Source organism: Sorangium sp. So ce836 (genome assembly GCF_028553905.1).
GTDB lineage: Bacteria > Myxococcota_A > Polyangia > Polyangiales > Polyangiaceae > Sorangium > Sorangium cellulosum_D.
Genome location: NZ_CP102233.1, coordinates 6,242,142 through 6,258,645, shown reverse-complemented (window position 1 = coordinate 6,258,645; position 16,504 = coordinate 6,242,142). Strand labels below are relative to the sequence as shown.

At 75.5% G+C, this 16,504-nt stretch carries 11 protein-coding genes; 5 read left to right on the top strand and 6 right to left on the bottom strand.

Annotated elements, in window-relative coordinates:
• Positions 1–20: 20 nt before the first annotated feature.
• Together NQZ70_RS22615 and NQZ70_RS22610 are read right to left on the bottom strand one after the other, a co-directional pair.
• Entirely contained in the window at positions 21–269 is a 249-nt protein-coding gene (locus NQZ70_RS22615) for a hypothetical protein (protein ID WP_129576042.1), read from the bottom strand.
• Complete coding sequence (locus NQZ70_RS22610; RefSeq protein ID WP_165374111.1) at positions 257–1,528, bottom strand: AAA family ATPase; 1,272 nt, start codon at positions 1,526–1,528, stop codon at positions 257–259. Before NQZ70_RS22610 ends, NQZ70_RS22615 begins: the two co-directional genes overlap by 13 nt.
• A gap of 316 nt (positions 1,529–1,844) precedes the next feature.
• On the opposite strand from NQZ70_RS22610, the gene NQZ70_RS22605 reads away from it, so the two are divergent.
• Positions 1,845–4,502 (top strand): dynamin family protein, encoded by a 2,658-nt coding sequence (locus NQZ70_RS22605; RefSeq protein WP_237245528.1) that lies wholly within the window; start codon positions 1,845–1,847, stop codon positions 4,500–4,502.
• Between the two features lie 90 nt (positions 4,503–4,592).
• Here NQZ70_RS22605 and NQZ70_RS22600 read toward each other — a convergent pair whose 3' ends face one another.
• The 3 genes from NQZ70_RS22600 to NQZ70_RS22590 form a co-directional block, all read right to left on the bottom strand.
• On the bottom strand, positions 4,593–6,149 hold the full coding sequence (locus NQZ70_RS22600; protein WP_129576040.1) for a protein kinase domain-containing protein: 1,557 nt from the start codon (positions 6,147–6,149) through the stop codon (positions 4,593–4,595).
• A gap of 64 nt (positions 6,150–6,213) precedes the next feature.
• Positions 6,214–7,809, bottom strand: a complete 1,596-nt coding sequence (locus tag NQZ70_RS22595; RefSeq protein WP_129576039.1) for a 3,4-dehydroadipyl-CoA semialdehyde dehydrogenase — start codon at positions 7,807–7,809, stop codon at positions 6,214–6,216.
• Between the two features lie 26 nt (positions 7,810–7,835).
• Positions 7,836–9,338 (bottom strand): TolC family protein, encoded by a 1,503-nt coding sequence (locus NQZ70_RS22590; protein WP_272829002.1) that lies wholly within the window; start codon positions 9,336–9,338, stop codon positions 7,836–7,838.
• Between the two features lie 265 nt (positions 9,339–9,603).
• On the opposite strand from NQZ70_RS22590, the gene NQZ70_RS22585 reads away from it, so the two are divergent.
• Positions 9,604–10,542, top strand: coding sequence for a hypothetical protein (locus NQZ70_RS22585; protein WP_237245526.1), 939 nt, complete (start codon positions 9,604–9,606; stop codon positions 10,540–10,542).
• 10 nt (positions 10,543–10,552) lie between these two features.
• Here the strand turns inward: NQZ70_RS22585 and NQZ70_RS22580 are convergent, their stop codons facing one another.
• Entirely contained in the window at positions 10,553–12,037 is a 1,485-nt protein-coding gene (locus NQZ70_RS22580; protein WP_129576038.1) for a hypothetical protein, read from the bottom strand.
• A gap of 225 nt (positions 12,038–12,262) precedes the next feature.
• On the opposite strand from NQZ70_RS22580, the gene NQZ70_RS22575 reads away from it, so the two are divergent.
• From NQZ70_RS22575 to NQZ70_RS22565, 3 genes are all read left to right on the top strand, one after another.
• Complete coding sequence (locus NQZ70_RS22575; RefSeq protein WP_020736304.1) at positions 12,263–12,796, top strand: hypothetical protein; 534 nt, start codon at positions 12,263–12,265, stop codon at positions 12,794–12,796.
• 39 nt (positions 12,797–12,835) lie between these two features.
• Positions 12,836–15,274: a DEAD/DEAH box helicase gene (locus NQZ70_RS22570; RefSeq protein ID WP_237245525.1), complete on the top strand. Its 2,439-nt coding sequence runs from the start codon at positions 12,836–12,838 to the stop codon at positions 15,272–15,274.
• A gap of 195 nt (positions 15,275–15,469) precedes the next feature.
• Entirely contained in the window at positions 15,470–16,159 is a 690-nt protein-coding gene (locus tag NQZ70_RS22565; RefSeq protein WP_129576036.1) for a tetratricopeptide repeat protein, read from the top strand.
• Positions 16,160–16,504 lie beyond the last annotated feature (345 nt).

Genomic DNA, 16,504 nt, shown 5'->3' with positions numbered 1-16,504 from the left:
TCGACAGCTCCGGCCCGCGCTCAGACGCTGCCGTCGCCTGCGCGCACGAGCGTGGCGAGCGCCTTCACGATCTCGAGGATCGCCTCCACGCGCTGTCGGATGCAGTCGCGCACGCCGCGGTCCGATTGCCACGAGATCCTGTTGAAGATCGCGTCCCGGGCGTTGACGTCCTTCTGGAGCGCCCGCGTCACGAGCGATCGCGTGAGGTCTTTGTCGCAATGCTCGGCGGCCTCGATGACCGTCTCCGTGTTCTCCTTCAGCAGGAACACGTGAAGCCTCTGCCCTCCCGCCGCGTCAGGACGGAGGCGGCGTGGCCGGCTCCCCGCACGTCGCCGAGCCCACGGTACTCCGTGAGCCAGTCCCGAAGGGCGTCCGGGTCGGGACGGACGAGCGTCGTCGCGCGGCGCTCGTCGAGCTCGCAGAGGACGACCGAGCGGGCAGGGTCGGACAGGCCGTCGAGCAGCCGATCGGAGTGCGTCGCGAGCAGCACGGGCCGCTCCTTCGCCATGGCCTCGAGGAACCCGAGCACGCGCTGGAGCAGCTCGGGGTGGAGGTGGGTCTCGGGCTCGTCGAAGGCGATGAGGCTCTTCTTGGTGTTGAGCCGGTAGAGGGCCACGAACGCGAGGTACGCGAGCGTGCCGTCAGAGATCGCGAACGAGGGGATCTGCTCGTCGAGGCCGGCGTACTTGAGCCGCAGGGCGATCGAGCCGCCGCCCGGATCGGCGCGCACGTTGACGGACTCGACATCGCGTCCCAGGCCCAGACGGACGTAGTCCATCGTCTCCCGCCAGTGCGCCTCGGAGAAATCGTTCTTGAGAGCGCTCCACGCGTTCGGGAGGTTGGCTCCGAAGCGCGAGAGCGCCTCCGCCGGCTCGATCGTCGCTGCGCCGCGCAGGGGTGAGGGTTGGCCACGCGAGCGCTGCACCCAGCGCGCCGTGGTGTCGAACGGCAGGTGGACGTCGATGGCGCGGAGCGCGGCCAGCGCCTCACGGATGAGCCAATGCGGTGGGAACTCCCCGAACGAAGAGAGCGCCAGCCGCTTCGGATCGATGGTCCTTTCTACGGGTGGAACGTCCTTCTCATCTATCAGAAACCTGAACGAGCTACTCCTGTAGAGCCCTCCCTCTCGCGAGATGATGCCGACACGTTGTTCCATGACGGCGTCGCCGTCATCGAGCTCACCGCGGACCCAATCGAGGAGCTCGCGCAGGATGACGCCGCTCCTGTCGAGCGCGAAGGAGTACTCGAACCTTTCATGGAAGCCGCCTTCCAGCGCGATGACCAGGCCGAGCTCCAGGTGCTCGGCGCCGGCGCGGAGCAAGCTCCCGACGCCGCCGTGAATCCTGATCATGTCCTCGGCGAAGCTCTCGCTAGCCGCACGCTGCAGCAGCTCGCATGCCTCGATCAGGCTGCTCTTGCCGCTGCCGTTGTCGCCGATGAGGACCGTGAGCCCGTCAAGCCGGAGCCGCACATCGGCGAGGGAGCGCAGCCCCTTCACGTGAATCTCAGTGATCCGGTTGCTTGGCATGACGGTCGCTACCGAGCTCCGCGGTGCGATCCGCGGCACCTTCGTAGTACCCCAGGCGTGTGGGGTCGGCGTACCTTTTGTCGCGGCTCGCCCGCCCGTCGTCGCCGTGCATCGGACGCAGAGCGCCCGGCCGGGGCCAACGCGCAGCGCCGCCGTCACCCGAGCAGCTCCGCTGCGGGGTTGTCCAGAGCGCACCTCGCTCCCTCCGGCACACCGGGTACCCCTCCTCCGGCTTGATCCCTCGCCGATCGCCGGCCGCCCCCCGCCTTCGTTTTTTCTTGGACGACCGCCCTCCCGCAAGGCTTTCATCCCGCCCATGGCGAGGCTCGTCGAGGCGCTGAATCGATTCTTCGGGCGGGTCGAGATCCTCGCGCTCGGTCTCGAGAACGAGCGCAGCGCCGCCGAGGCCGCGCTCGGGAAGGGCATGCCCCTCGAGGCCCGCGAGCACGCCCGCACCATCCTCTCCGTCCTGCCCGACTCGGCCGTCGGGCTCGCGCTCTGGGCCGACGCCGCGGAGGACGCGTGGCTCGATCAGGAGGTCGTCACCGCGCTCGCCGACCTCGCGAAGCGCGTGCCCTGGCGCGCCGACGTGTGGCTCCGCCTCGGGCGCGCGGGGCAGCGCGTCGGCTGGGACGGCGCGCGCGACGCGCTCGAGCGCGCCACCGCGGCGCCCGAGGAGCGCGACGCGGCGCGGCTCGCGCTCCTCGACCTCTGCGACCTCGACCTCGCCGCCGGCGACCCGGCCCGCGCGCAGCGCTGGCTCGACCGCATCCCGGCGCCGCTCTCGACCGCGCCCGACCGCGACGTCGCCCTCCGCCGCGCCGAGTGCGCGCTCGCCCACGGCGACCTCGACGGCGCGCGCGCCGCCGCGGCGATCCTGGGCGAGCCCACCGCCATCGAGGGGCGCGCCGCCCTCGTGCTCGCCCGGCTCGCGCTCGCCGAGGCGGGCGCCGCGGCGGGCGCCTCGGCCGCGGCGCTGCCGCCGGCCGACGTGGGGCGGGCGCTCGACCTCGGGCTGCGGGCGCTCGTGCTCGACGTCCCCGGCGCGGCGGAGCTCTGCGCGTCGCTCGTCGCCGCCTCCCGCGACGTGCTCGTCGTCGACCGCGTGCGCCGCGTGGTCCGCGCCGCGGGCGCGCTCGACGAGCCGACCTGGGCCGCCGCGTTCGCCTTCGCCGAGGGGCGGCGCGACGACGCGCGGCAGGCGCTCGCGCGCGGGCTCTCCGCCGGCGATCGCGCGGCCGCGGCGGCGCTGCTCCGCATGGCCGTCGAGACCCGCGACCTCGGCGCGCTCGACGCGCTCGCGGCCCGGGCGGCGGGCGCGGACCCGCGCGGCGACGCGGCGCCGCCGCTCGCGCCCGACCTCGCCCGGCTGCGCGACGCCGCCAGGATGGCGTCCGAGGGGCAGGGGAGCGAGGCGCTCGACGCGCTCGACGCGGTGACCGGCGAGGGCGCGGCGTGGGCCGACGACATGCGCCGCGCGATCGCGCGCGCGTGGATCCCCGCCGCGCCGCGGGCGGCCGCGTGGGGCGACGCGCTGCGCGAGCTCGCGCGCACGGCCAAGCTCCTCGACCGGCTCGACCTGCTCGCGGCGACCGAGGCCCTCGCGGTGGAGCGGGAGCGCCCGCTGCGCGCCGCCGTGGTCGGCGAGTTCAACGCGGGCAAGAGCACGTTCCTGAACGCGCTGCTCGGCGAGGACGTGGCGCCGACCGGCGTCCTGCCGACGACCGCGACGCTCCACTGGGTGGCCTGGGCGCCCGATCCGTTCGCGCGCATCGTCGTGCGCGGCGGCCAGGACCGCGTCGTGCCGCACGCGGCGCTCAAGGACACGCTGCGCGCGCTCGCCGCGGCCGGGGCGAAGGTCGCGCGGGTCTTCATCTACGCGCCGATCGAGCGGCTCAAGCGCGTCGAGATCCTCGACACGCCCGGCTTCAACGCGCCGGACCCGGACCACATCGCGGAGGCGCGGCGCGCGTTCGACGAGGCCCACGTCGCCATCTGGCTGCTCGACGCGCCCCAGGCGATGAAGGAGTCGGAGCGGCGGGTGCTCTCCGAGATCAGCGCGCTCGGCGTGCCCGTGCAGATCCTCGCGAACAAGGCCGACCGGCTCAAGCCCGACGCGCTGGAGACGGTGCTCGCGCACGTGCGCGACAGCCTCGCGGCGAGCGCCATCACCTCGCTCACGCCGCCGATCGCCTTCTCGGCGCGGCTCTCGCTGAAGGGGCGGCTCGGCGACGAGGCGGCGCTCGCGGCCTCGGGGTGGGCCGAGGTCGAGGCGCTCTTCGCCGAGCAGATCGTCGACGCGAGCGACGCGCTCCGCGAGCGCGCGCTCCGGCGCAAGGCGGGCCGCATCGCGGCCGAGCTCGCGCAGGCGGCCGCGGCGCGCGCGGCGGAGGACCGCGAGGCCGGGCGGAGGGCGCGCGCCGAGGCCGACCGGCTCCGCGCGAGCGCGGCGTACCTGCGCCGCGAGCGGCGCACGATCGCCGCGGCGATCGACAAGGCGCTCGAGCCCGCGCGACGGGAGCTCGCGGCCGACCTGCGGCCGATCGCGGCGCTGCCCGAGGAGCGCAAGCGCGCGGACGCCGGCGTCCGCGCCTACGTGCAGGAGCGGCTCGTCACGCGGCTGAGCTGGCCGCTGTCGGCGGAGATCGCGCGGGCGGCCCGCGCGGGCGCGGAGCCGGGGGCGCGCGCCGCGAGCGGCGCCGAGGAAGCGGGCGCCGCCGCGCCGTCGCCGCGGGCGGCGGCCCACGTGCGCGCGGTCCTGATGGGCATGGTGGCGGTGCACGACGCCCCCGACGAGCTCGCGGCGCGCTCGATCGAGGGCGTGGTCGAGGCCGCGATCGACGCCTTCGCCATGGCGCTGTCGGCCGAGGCGGAGGCGCCCGTGCCGCCGGCGGCCTCGGCGGCGATCGAGCTGCGCGCGCAGGCGCTCCGGGCGGCGTTCGAGGCGCCCGAGGCGCCGCCGGCCGTCGCCTGAGCGCGGCCGGGCTCGCGGTGGCGGTGCGTCGGCGGGCACGCAGCGCCAGCGGCTCGGTTGCGCTGCGTCGGCGACGCGGTCCGCGCCGCGTCAGCGGCTCAGGAAGAACGCGAGCACCCCGAGCGCCAGCCCGATCACGAGCGCCAGCGGCACCACGAGCCGGACCATCCACAGATCGGTCGGGCGCTGGGGCGGCCGGCGATCCCGATGGACCGGGGGCGGCGTGATCTCGATGACCTGCTCGGCCGCGGGCCGCGCCGGATGCCGCGGCAGCGCCGCGGCGCCGGCCGGCCCGGCGCCTCGCGGCGCCTCGTGCCGGGGGGACGGCGCGCGGGCGCCCGCGGCGGAGAAGAGCGGCGCGAAGTCCTTGCGATCGTGGATCACGAGGTCGCTCGACGGCGGATCGCTCGACGGGCTGCTGAGCCGCGCCTGCGGGAGCGTGCGCGAGAAATCCTCGGACGTCGGCCCGGCGAGCGGGTCGTGCCGCAGGGCGCCGGCGGCCGGCAGCGCCGCGGCGCGCGACGAGATCGCGCTCGACGCCGGCCCCTCCGTGAGCGCGCCCTCGCGGAACATCGCCTTCGCCAGCATCTCGCCCCGCTGCGCCGGCGGCGGCGGGTCGACGTCGCGCAGCGGCGGCGCGGCCGTCATCGTGCTCCGGATCGACACCGGCACCGCCGACTCCACGGTCGGCGCGTCCTCGAGCGCGCTCGCCGTGGCGGCCGGGAGCAGCGCGTCGGACAGGTGGGGCAGGAGCCGCTCGAGCTCCTCGCGCAGCTCGCGCGCGCTCTGCTGGCGCTGGCCCGGCATCTTCGCGAGCGCCGTGAGGATGATCGCCTCCAGCGCGGGGTGGATCTGCGGCAGGAACAGGCTCGGCGGGGGCGGCCGCTTGCGGATGTGATCCATGGCCACCTCCCACACGACCGCCGTGGGCGGGAAGGGGAGGCGGCCCGTGACGAGCAGGAACAGCAGGACCCCGCACGCGTACACGTCGCTGCGCCCGTCGATGACGTCGCCCCGGCACTGCTCCGGGGACATGTACGCCGGCGTGCCGACGACCACGCCGACCGTGGTGACCGAGCCCCAGACGCTGATCGGCGCGCTGTTCGGCCCGTCGTCGCCGGCGCGGGTGCCGCCCTCGACCATCTTCGCGATCCCGAAGTCGAGCACCTTCACGCGCTCGACCGACGGGTCCGACGGATCCCGCAGGATCATCACGTTCTCGGGCTTGAGGTCGCGGTGCACGATGCCCCGCGCGTGCGCGGCGTCGAGGGCGTCGGCGATGCCGATCAGGATCCGCGCGGCGCGGGCCTCCGAGAGGCGGCGCTCGGCGAGCAGGAGCTCGAAGAGGTCCTGCCCCGAGACGAGCTCCATCACGATGTACGGCAGGTGCCCTTCGACCCCGGAGTCGAGGATCTGCACCGTGTTCGGGTGGTGGAGGCGCGACGCGGCCTTCGCCTCGCGGTAGAAGCGGGTCACGAAGGTCTCGTCGCCGAGGAGCTGCGGGTGCATGATCTTGATGGCGACGTCGCGCGGCTCCGCGTCCTGGACGCCGCGGTAGACCGCCGCCATCGCGCCCTCGCCGATGAACCCGGTGACGAGGAAGCGCCCCGCGATCGTTCGGCCGATGAGTTCCGGGCCCGCGCTCATGAGCGAGACTTCACCATAGGGTCCTCTGCGTCCTTCTAGAAGGGCTACCCCGGCAGTTGCGCGCTTACGGCTTCGCGGGCGCGGGCGCGGGCCGGGGCTCGCCCTTCGTCCCGAGGATCGCCTCGAGGATAGGCCGCGACCCCTGCACCGCGGTGCGCTGCGAGTAGAGGTGGAGCCCGCGCAGGCCGCCGAGCTCCTCGCCGCCGCCGGCGCGCCCCGGGCCGCCGTGGATCGTCTGCGGGAGGACGGTGCCGGGGCCCGGCGCCTGGTCGGCGATCCGCTCGCTGCCGAGCAGGACGCGGCCGTGGTACGGCGCGACGCCGAGCAGCACCTCCGCCGCGAAGCCGCGGTCGTCGCTGTAGATCGAGCAGACGAGGCTCCCGCGGCCCCGGCGCAGGAGGGCGACGGCGTGCGCCGCGCCGCCGTCGTAGGGGAAGAGCGTCGCCACCGGGCCGAAGACCTCGTGCTCGTGCGCGGCGGGCGCGCCGTCCGGGCCGCTCGCGACGAGCAGCGTCGGCGGCACGAAGTACCCCTTTCCCTCGGGCACGCCGATCTTCTCGAACGGCCCGTCGCCGCCGAGCGCCACCTCCGCCCCCGCCGCGAGCCGCTCGATGCCGGCGCGCACGCCGCGGAGCTGATCGGCCGTGGTGAGCGGACCCACGGTGACCCCGTCCTGCGCGGGGTCGCCGACGCGCGCGTCGCGGAGGCGGTCGACGAGGTCGGCGCGCACCGTGGCGATGACGGAGGCGGGCGCGAAGATGCGCCGGATCGCCGTGCACTTCTGGCCGGCCTTCTGGGTCATGTCGCGCACGACGTCGCGGAGGAACATCGCGTAGGTCTCGGAGCCGGGCTCGACGTCGGGGCCGAGGACCGCGCCGTTCAGGCTGTCGGCCTCCACGTTCACGCGGACGCTCTCCCGCGCGAGGCCCGGCAGGAGCCGGAGCGCCGCGCCGGTGGCGCTCGAGCCGGTGAACGCGAGGACGTCCTCGCCGCCGAGGTGCGCGAGGAGGTCGCCCGGCGGGCCCGCGATGAAGGAGAGGGCGCCGCGCGGCAGCGGGGCGCGCTCGGTGAAGATCTTCATCAGCCGGAACGCGACGAGGGCCGTGCTCGTCGCGGGCTTCGTGATGACGGGCATGCCGGCGAGGAGGGCGCAGGCGGCCTTCTCCGCGAGCCCCCACGCGGGGAAGTTGAAGGCGTTGATGTGCACCGCGACGCCGGGGCGCGGCACGAGGATGTGCTGCCCGAAGAACCGCGGCGAGCGCCCGAGCTGCGCGCCCTCGCCGTCCGCGAGCAGCCGCGCGTCGCCGAGCTGGGCGCCGAGGTCGGCGTAGTAGGCGAGCGTCCCGATCGCGCCGTCGATGTCGAACTTGGCGTCGCCGCGGGTGTTGCCGCCGTTCTGGATGGCGATGTCGATGAGCGCGTCGCGGTGCGCGTGCGCGGCGCGCGACATGGCGCGGAGCAGCTCGCCGCGCTCCGCGAACGTCAGCGCGCGCAGGGAGGGCCCGCCCACCGTCCGGGCGAACGCCACCGCGGCCGCGAGGTCGAGCCCGTCCGTGCTCGTCTCGGCGAGCGGCTCCTCGGTCGCGGGGTTGACGAGCGGGTACGGCGCCCCCTGACCGGCGATCCACTGACCTTCGACGTAGCTCTCGAGCCGCTCCATGGGGCGCGTAGCCTACTCGCTCCACGTCACTTGCACGAGGCGGACGCGAGCAGCGCCGAGATCTTCGCCTTCACCACCTCGAACTCCCGCACCGCGAGGTCGATCTCGGCCTGGCGCTGCCTGCGGCCGGACTCGACGAGATCGAAGCTCGTCACGGTGCCGGCCTCGTACGCGACCTGCGTGAGGCGCGCGGTCTCGCGCGCGAGGTCGCGCGACTGCTCGGCGACCGCGCGCGCCTGCTCGGCGACCTCGACGCTCCGGACCGCCTGCGTCGACTCGAGCTCGGCCGAGCGCTCCGCCGCGCCGAGGCGGGCCCGCTGCTGCTCCACGGCCGCCCGGTTGATCCGGAGATCGCCGTAGCGCGCCCCGCCGTCCCAGATGGGGACGGTGAGCACCGCGCGGATCGACCACGACCAGCCGGGCCGCGCGGCGCCGCCGGCGTCCCCAACGCCGCCGCCGACGCCGCCGACGCCGCTGGTGGTGCCGCCGAAGTAGGTCTCGGTCCCCAGCGTGCTCGACACCTCGGCATACGGAGCGAACGCGAGCTTCGCGTCGGTGAGGCCGCGCTCGGCGAGCTCCAGCTCGGCGCGCGCCGCGCGGACGTCGGCGCGCTGATCCGTCCGCGTCTGGGTGCACTGGGACCCGAGCTCCGCCGCGATCCCGTTCAGCGAGAACTCCTGCGGCACGCCGACCTCGCCCTTCAGGCCGAGCGCGGCCCCGAGCGCCTCGCGCGCCCTGCGCAGCGACTCGTCGCCGGACACGAGCGTCGCGCGGGCGAGCGCGACGTCCTGCTCCGCGCGGACGACGTCGAGCTTGGTGCCGGTGCCGAGGCGCTCCCGCCGCCGCGTGAGCTCGAGCAGCTCGAGCGCGCTGCGCAGCCCGACGCGGTTGACCTCGCTGAGCCGCTCGGTCGTGACGATGGACACGACGGCGTCGGCGACCGCGACGAGCGTGAAGCGGCGCCGGTCCTCGAGGCTCAGCTTGGCGACCTCGACCGCGAGGTCGGCGGTGCCGATGCCGTACCAGGCGCGCGGCGCGAGGATGGGCTGCCGGAGCGTGATCGACGCCCCCGCCCGCGTCGGCGCGTCCGCGCCCCCGGGCGCCAGGAGGCGGCTCAGCTCGCCGCTCGCGTCGAGGTTCGGCAGCGCCTGGGCGAGCGCCCGCCGCGCGCTCCCCTCGGCGCGGGCGACCTCCTGCACGGCGACGACGAGATCCACCGACCGCTGCTCGATGATCGCGCGCGCCTCGTTCCAGCTCGCGAGCGTGCGCGCCGCCGGTGGGACGGGCGCGAGCGCGGGGTCGTTCACCTCGATGCGCTGCGGCGTCACCGCGGGCGCCCCCGCCGGCGCCGGCGCCGCGGCCGGGGGGGGCGCGGCGGCGCCCGCGGGCGCCTGCTGGCCCGGCCGACCCTGAGGCAGCTGGCCCGGCCGCGCCGGCGGAGGCGCCGGCTGCGCGAGGGCGACGCCTTGATGCAGGGCGAGGGAGGCGAGGGTGAGGACAGCGACCATGCGGAGCCGGCGACGGGGCATGCGCGACTCGATGCGCTGTCCGGCGCGCGACGACAAGCCCGAAGCGGACGGCCGCGCGGTCTCGGCCTGCGCGTGTGTGCGAAACCGTGGGCGGGGGCCGCGTGGCGGCCCAAGTGATGGCGGCGGAGCGCGGATGCGCCACTATTCTGGATCACCGATGCCAAGCCGGTTGCCCCCGAACGACATCTGCCTCGGCTGCGGAAAGCGACGGCGATGCGGCGCCGCCGACCCCTGCGCCCGCTGCGGCGAGCCCCCACATCGCGCCGTGTGGCGACGTTGCGAGAAGCGCGGCGCGTCGCCGAGGATCGAGCTGTTCCTGAGCGCCATCACGAGCGGCCTCTTGCTCGCTTACTCGGCGCTCTACGCGCTGCTCCTGACCGGCCTCGCCGAGTCCGCGGACAGCTCCCTCGCCTCGGCGGCGCTGTTCGTCGCGATCCTGTGGCTCGGCGTGAGGCTCGCGCGGTGGATCGTGCGCTCGCTCTTCGAGCTCTGGGGCACCACGTGGTCGTACTGCTCCGCCGACGGCGCGCGCTGGGGCACCGTGAGCACGCTCTTCGGGTGGTACGGCGCCGGCGAGGGCGTGAGCCTGACGGAGTTCCGCCCCACGAGCGCGGGCTCGACGCTCTTCTGCTCCTCGGACGCGATCGACGCGGGGCTCCCGGTCGTGGCCGCGAACCTCTCGCGCCTCGTCGGAGCGCAGGGCCACGAGGCGTTCTCGCCGTTCGAGGTGCTGATGCTCAGCGCCTTCACGGGCCTCGTCGCGCGCGGCGAGGCGATCATCAGCCGGGCCACGGCGGTGCGCTGGCGCAAGGACTGGCTCGGCGCCGCGCGGCGCGGCGCGGCCCACGCGATCTTCACGATCGAGCGCGCCGGCGATCGCGAGGAGGGCAGCGCGATCGAGCGCGAGATCCTCTCGGCCATGCAGGCCAAGGCGGACGGCCTCGCGTCGGCCGCGGAGCCCCCGCCGCCCGGGGGCTACCGCGACGCCGTGTGGCGGCCGCCCCCCGTGCGGCTCTGCATCGACGAGGTGCTGCGCCCGCGCGCGCTCGCGCTGGCGGCGCGGGCGCTCCGCAAGGAGCCGCGCGGCGGCGCGCCGGTCGCGGTCGCCGCGGCGCTCGACGAGTTCGGCAGGCGCGACCCCGCCCGGATGAGCCACCTCCGCGTGCTCCTCGCCGAGCACCGCCGCCGCGCCCTGTCGGCGTGAGCCGCGGCGCTCAGTGCCACACGCCGATGCCGGCGCTCACGCTCTCGTAACGAGGCGCGACGTCCATGGAAGCCTGCAGCGTGTAGGCGGCCTCGGAGATCAGCCCCCAGAAGGTCGTCGTCAGCACGCGGATGTCCGCGCCGAAGGTGAAGTGCTGCCGCCCCACGCCGCCGTAGCGGTTCGGCTCGTAGTAGCTCCCGAACCGCGTGTGCACGCGGCCCGGGATCGGCTCCGTCTCGATCCCGAACCGCGGCGAGAAGCTCACGCGCGCGCCCGACGAGCCCACCGCCGAGTCGTCGCCGGCCCTCTCCGGCAGGTTCTGCGCCAGAAAACTCTCGAGGCTCACCCCGTTCGACACCGCGCCCGTGACGAGGAGCTCCGCGGTGATGAGCAGGTGCTCGCGCGGCCAGTTCCAGTAGCGGGCGCGCCGCTCCTTCTCGAGCAGGTCCGGCCCGGCGGCGAGCGCGCGCTCGTCGGCCTCGCGCTCGCGCGCGCTCTCCAGCGCGAAGATCCGCGCCCGCCGGGCGCGCTCCTCGGGGTCGGCGATCTCGGCGAGCTCGCGCTCCCGCCGCGCCTCCCGCTCGGCCCGCCTGCGCGCGATCGCCTGCCGGAGCTCCCGCTCCTGCTCGCGCGGGTCGATCCACGCCGGGTTGAGCGGGCGCGGCCCCACCTGGACGGCGAGCCCGAGCTCGAGCTCCCAGGGGAGGACGACCTCGTTCGGCAGGATCAGCCCGCCGGCGCGGCGGACGTTCCCGTCCGTGACCACCCCCTCGCCGAGCAGCCGGCCCCCGTTCACGGGGAAGCGGAACGTCGCGCCGATCCGGTAGGACGCCCAGTCGGGGCGGACGAGCACCCCGAGCTCCGGGGAGATACCCGCGATCGTGAGGTTGGTCTGCTCCGCGCCGAGGCCGAGCGTCACGGCGCGGGCGCCGGCGCCCAGCACGACCGCGTCGCCGAGCAGGCGGGCTCCGCCGAGGAAGTGGTACTTGCCGGTCACGACCGTGGTCTCGGCGCCGCCGTCGTCCACGAGCGAGTACCGCTGCAGCTCGGCGTTGACCCCGAGGCCGAAATCGCCCGCCTGGAGCTGGGCGCCGAGGGTCAGGTACACGAAGTTCGAGTAGTCGAGGTCGATGTCGCCGCTGTTGTCGAAGTCGTTGTTGTCGAAGTCGTTGTCCCCGAAGAGCTCGATGGGCAGCGAGATCGACGCGGCGACGTCCCACTCGAGCCATTTCACGCTGAAGGGCTCCCGGACCGCGGGCGCGGCGGCGTTGGCCACCATGCCGGCGATCCCCTCGGCGTAGGCTGCGTACGCGCCGGCGATCCCGGTCACGCGCAGCGGCGCCAGGATCGGCCCCTGGAAGAGGTCGATGGTGTACGCGTTGTCCTGGAGCGGCTGGGCCGGCGCGGCCCGCGGCGGGCCGAGGGCGAGGGCCAGCGCGGCGAGCGCCGCGGCGGGGCGGCGGGCGGCGCGGCGCGGCGCGGTCGTCTCGGTCACCTCGCGCTGCCCCTCCGGTCCAACAGCATCTCGTCGCGCCCGCGTCGAGGTGATAGCACTGGCCCGCACGGAAGGGACCGCGGAAGCGGAGCCCGACCAGCGGTGGCCGGGCCCGGCGACGAGGCTCCCCGGCCAGCGAACCACGACGAATTGAGACGAGGAGCGGCCGCCCGCCGCCGCGCGAGCGCCCGCGCACCCCATCCCGCCCAAGGAACCGCTGCTCTCATGCCCGCCCAAGCTCCCGCGCCCATCGCTCCCGCCCCGGCCGTGCCTGGGACCGAGGCGCGATCGCCCGGCGGGCGGCGGCGCCCCGGCGGGCCTCGCGCCCGCGGCCGGCGCGTCGCCCTGGTCGCCTACTACAGCTTCGCCGCGCTCATCATCGTCTCGTGCACCCTCCAGGTGATCCGGCAGGTCTTCTTCCTGCCGGCCGCGCCGTCGCCCTACGGGAGCTGCGAGGAGGGCCTCCTGGCGCTCGTCCGGGCCGTCGAGCGCGCCAGGGAGGCCGCCCCGGGGACCGACGGGGAGGACGCCGCCCTCGCCCGGTTCCGGAGCACGCTCGCTCCGGCGTGGGGCTACCGGGACGGAGTCGCCGCCTCGTGCCGGGGCTCCGCCGAGAACGAGCGCGCTCTCGACGCCATCGAGCGGCTCCGCTATGCGGAGGAGCACGCAGCGCGGCGCGAGGCAGGCGATCTGGCTCCGCTACGGCGCCGGGTCCGGGCGATCGTCGATGGCCAGCTTGGGCCCGTGTCCCCGAGATAATACCCCGACGCGGCGATCACGCAGGACGATATGACCGATATGACCGTTCCTTCTCCCCCTGCCGCAGTGGCGGGTGAAGCGCAGACCGGCGAAAAGCCCCAGCCGCCGCCCACCTTCGATGTGCTGCCCCTGTCGTCCGAGCTGCGCGAGACGCTCGCGGAGATTGGCTACGTCCACCCGACGCCGGTGCAGCTCGCCGTCTGGGAGCCGGTCACGCGCGGGCGCGACGCGGTCGTGCAGGCGCGCACCGGCACCGGCAAGACGGCGGCCTTCGGGCTCCCGATCGTCGACCACGCCGTGAAGCGCTCGCTCGCGCAGGCGCAGGTGCTCGCGCTCTGCCCGACGCGAGAGCTCGCGCTCCAGGTCTCCGCCGAGGTCGAGCGCCTCGGCAAGCGCAAGGGCGTCAAGGTGGTCGCCGTGTACGGCGGCGCGCCGATGCAGCGGCAGATCGACGCGCTCGCCGCCGGCGCGCAGGTCATCGTCGGCACGCCGGGCCGCGTGCTCGACCACCTGCGCCGCGGGACGATCGTCGCCAAGCACATCCGGCTGCTGGTGCTCGACGAGTGCGACGAGATGCTCTCGATGGGCTTCGAGCGCGAGCTCACCGCGATCCTCGCCGAGCTGCCGCCGGAGCGGCAGACGCTGCTGTTCTCGGCGACGCTCCCGCCCGACATCGAGCGCATCGCGCGCAGCAAGCTGCGCTCGCCCGAGTTCATCACCCTCTCCGGCGACGCGGTCGGCGCGCTCCAGATCCAGCACTACGTCTACCTCGTCACGGGCGACAAGCTGACGTCGCTGATCCGGATCCTCGAGGTCGAGAACCCGGAGAACGCGGTCGTCTTCTGCAACACCAAGGACGAGACGGAGACGGTCGCCGCGGCGCTGAAGCGCCAGGGCTACGACGCCGACTGGCTGAACGGCGATCTGCCGCAGTCCGATCGGGAGAAGGTGATGAGCGCGACGCGCGAGGGGCGCCTGCGCTTCCTCGTCGCCACCGACGTGGCGGCCCGCGGCATCGACATCTCGCACCTCACGCACGTCATCAACTACGACTTCCCGCAGGACGCCGAGGCGTACGTGCACCGCACCGGCCGCACCGGCCGCGCGGGGCGCACCGGCACGGCGATCGCGCTGATCACGCCGCAGGACGTCGGGCCGCTCTACATCCTCCGGCTGACGTACAAGATCCGGCCGCTCGAGAAGCAGCTCCCCACGGAGGGCGAGCTCAAGACGCGCGCCGAGGCCGACCTCGTCGCGCTGCTCGCCGAGGCGTTCCTGCCGAAGGGCACGCACCCGGACGACCTCTCGCTCGCGCGCCGGCTGCTCACGCACGACCAGGCCGAGGCGATCGTGGCGGGCCTCCTGCGCGATCACCTCGGCGCGCGGCCGACGGCGCAGGAGGAGGCGAGCGCCGCGCGGCGCGCCCAGCAGCCGCGCGCGGCGGCGCGCGAGGGCGCCGAGCCCTCGACCCGGCCCGAGCCCGCGGCGCGCGGCGCGAGCGCGCGGGGCGAGGGGCGCGCGGCGCAGGGCGCGATCCCGCGCGCGGCCGACTCGGTCGATCCGCGCTCGCCGGAGACGGAGCGCAGCAGCGAGCGCGAGGGCGCGCGCGAGGGCGATCGGGACCGCGGGCGGGATCGCGATCGCAGGTCGCTGCGGCTGCGGCGGGACGAGGGGCGGCGCGGGCCCCGCGGCGCGGACGCGCCGGCCGGGGACGACGCGCGGAGCGAGCCGCGCCGGCCGGAGGTGGCGAGGGCGCGCGACGAGGGGCCCGTCTCGGTCGAGCCGCTCACGCGGCCGGAGCCGCTGATGCGGATCGAGCCGCCGCGCGGCGAGGGCGCGCCCGGCCGCGGCCCGGCGGAGCGCCTGCGCGAGCGGCCCGGCACCGCGACGCTGCTGTCGGCGCGCCGCGGCCCCGCCGCGGCCGGCGTCGCCGCCGCGCCCGGCCGCGGCGGCGCGCAGGGCCAGCCGTTCTCCCGCCACGCCGATTTCACCATGTGGCAGCCGCCGGAGGAGGAGGGCGACGACGAGCCGATCCTCGGCGAGCCGCCGTCCCCGCCGCCCGGCTCGCCCGCGTCGCGCGGCGGCGATCGCGAGCGCGCGAGCGGCGCTTCGCCCGCGCTCGTCGGCGAGCCCGCGGTCGAGATCGAGAGCGGCGAGCCCGGCGAGCCGCCGCGCGCCGAGCCCTCGCGCGACGAGGCGGACAGCGAGTTCGTCGAGGTCTTCATCAACCTCGGCCGCCGCGACGGCGCGCGCGCGGCAGATTTCCAGCGCGCGCTCATCGAGCGGGCGGGGATGGCCAAGGGCGACATCCGGCGCATCCGCGTGCGCGAGCGCAACGCGTTCGTCAGCGTCCCGAAGGCCGAGCTCGCGCGGGTCGTGGCGGCGCTGAACGGCGCGACGATCGCGGGCAAGGAGGCGCGCGCGGAGCAGGCTCGCGAGCGCACGTCAAGCGCCGAAGAGGTGACGGAAGACGCCTGAGCGCGGGGCGCGCCGGTCCGCCGAGTCGAGGCGGCGGACCGGGCTCCGCGCTGGCGTTTCGCGATGCCGCCGCGCGTGCCAGACACCGCCCGCCGGCGTACGTCGGTGAGCGCTCGCGTGCGACGCCGTCCAGGCGGCACTGCCCGGCGCGCAACGCGCTAGCCAAGCTCGCCCACTGGTCGTATCACGGAAGGGATGGCGCGCAGTGGAGCGGAGGATATCGACCGGCTTCGACGGGACATCGATCGAGCGCTTGCTGACAAGCTCGACGCGGACAGGGTTCTCCCGCTGCTCGCGCGTCTGGCCCGCGCGACGGCGCCCGGCAGCGAGCCGTGGCTCTATGCGCACCGCCACCTCGCGGAGATGGGCGTCGAGCACGACCCGTGGCGCGCCGCGCTCTTCGCGCGCCGCGTGCTGCAGTTCCACGGGGAGGACGACGGCGCGTGGGCGGTGCTCGGCCTCGCGCAGTCGCTGCTCGGCAACTACCGCTACGCCGCGCGCGCCTACGAGCGCGCCCTGGCCATCGCGCCCGACAACCCGTGGTACGCCCACAACCTGGGCCACCTGTACGACGTCGCCCTGAACCGTCCCCACGACGCCTTGCCGCTCCTGGCGCAAGCCACCGAGGCGCAGACGGGCGAGGCCGACATCGCCGCGAGCTACGCCCACGCGCTCGCCCGGTGCGGCAAGCTGGTGCTCGCGAAGAAGATCTTGAAGCGCGCCATCCGCCACGGGGCGACGGCCGACCAGATGGCGCTGTGGCGCTGGCTCGACGCCGGCGCGCCGACCGCGGGCGAGAGCGGGCCCGACCCTCAGCGCCCGGCCGACTCGAAGCGCAAGACCAAGCGGCGGCGCGCGCGCGAGCGCCAGAGCCTCGGCGACTGAGGCGCCCGCCCGCCCGCTCCCGCGCGCACCGCCGCAGAGCGCCCCACGCGAGGAACCTCACGTGTGCTCGGGCCCTTCATCCGCACCTCCGAGCAGGGGAGCCGCCGGTCGTCGCCGGCCGGGCTCGGCTGCGCTGCGGCGCGGCAGGCGCCGTCCGTCGTGACGCAGGGCACAGCGAGGTTGTACGGGCACGGGCTACCTCGTCTGGGCGACTGCGGATGCCGTCGCCACAAGCGACACGCACCGCCGACGCGAAGCTTGACGGTGGGTTGCCCGGTTGGCGATAAGCTGTGTTTCTCGACTGGTGCTGGACACGGTCCCCGTTCGGGAGAGGGCACCCTGCGA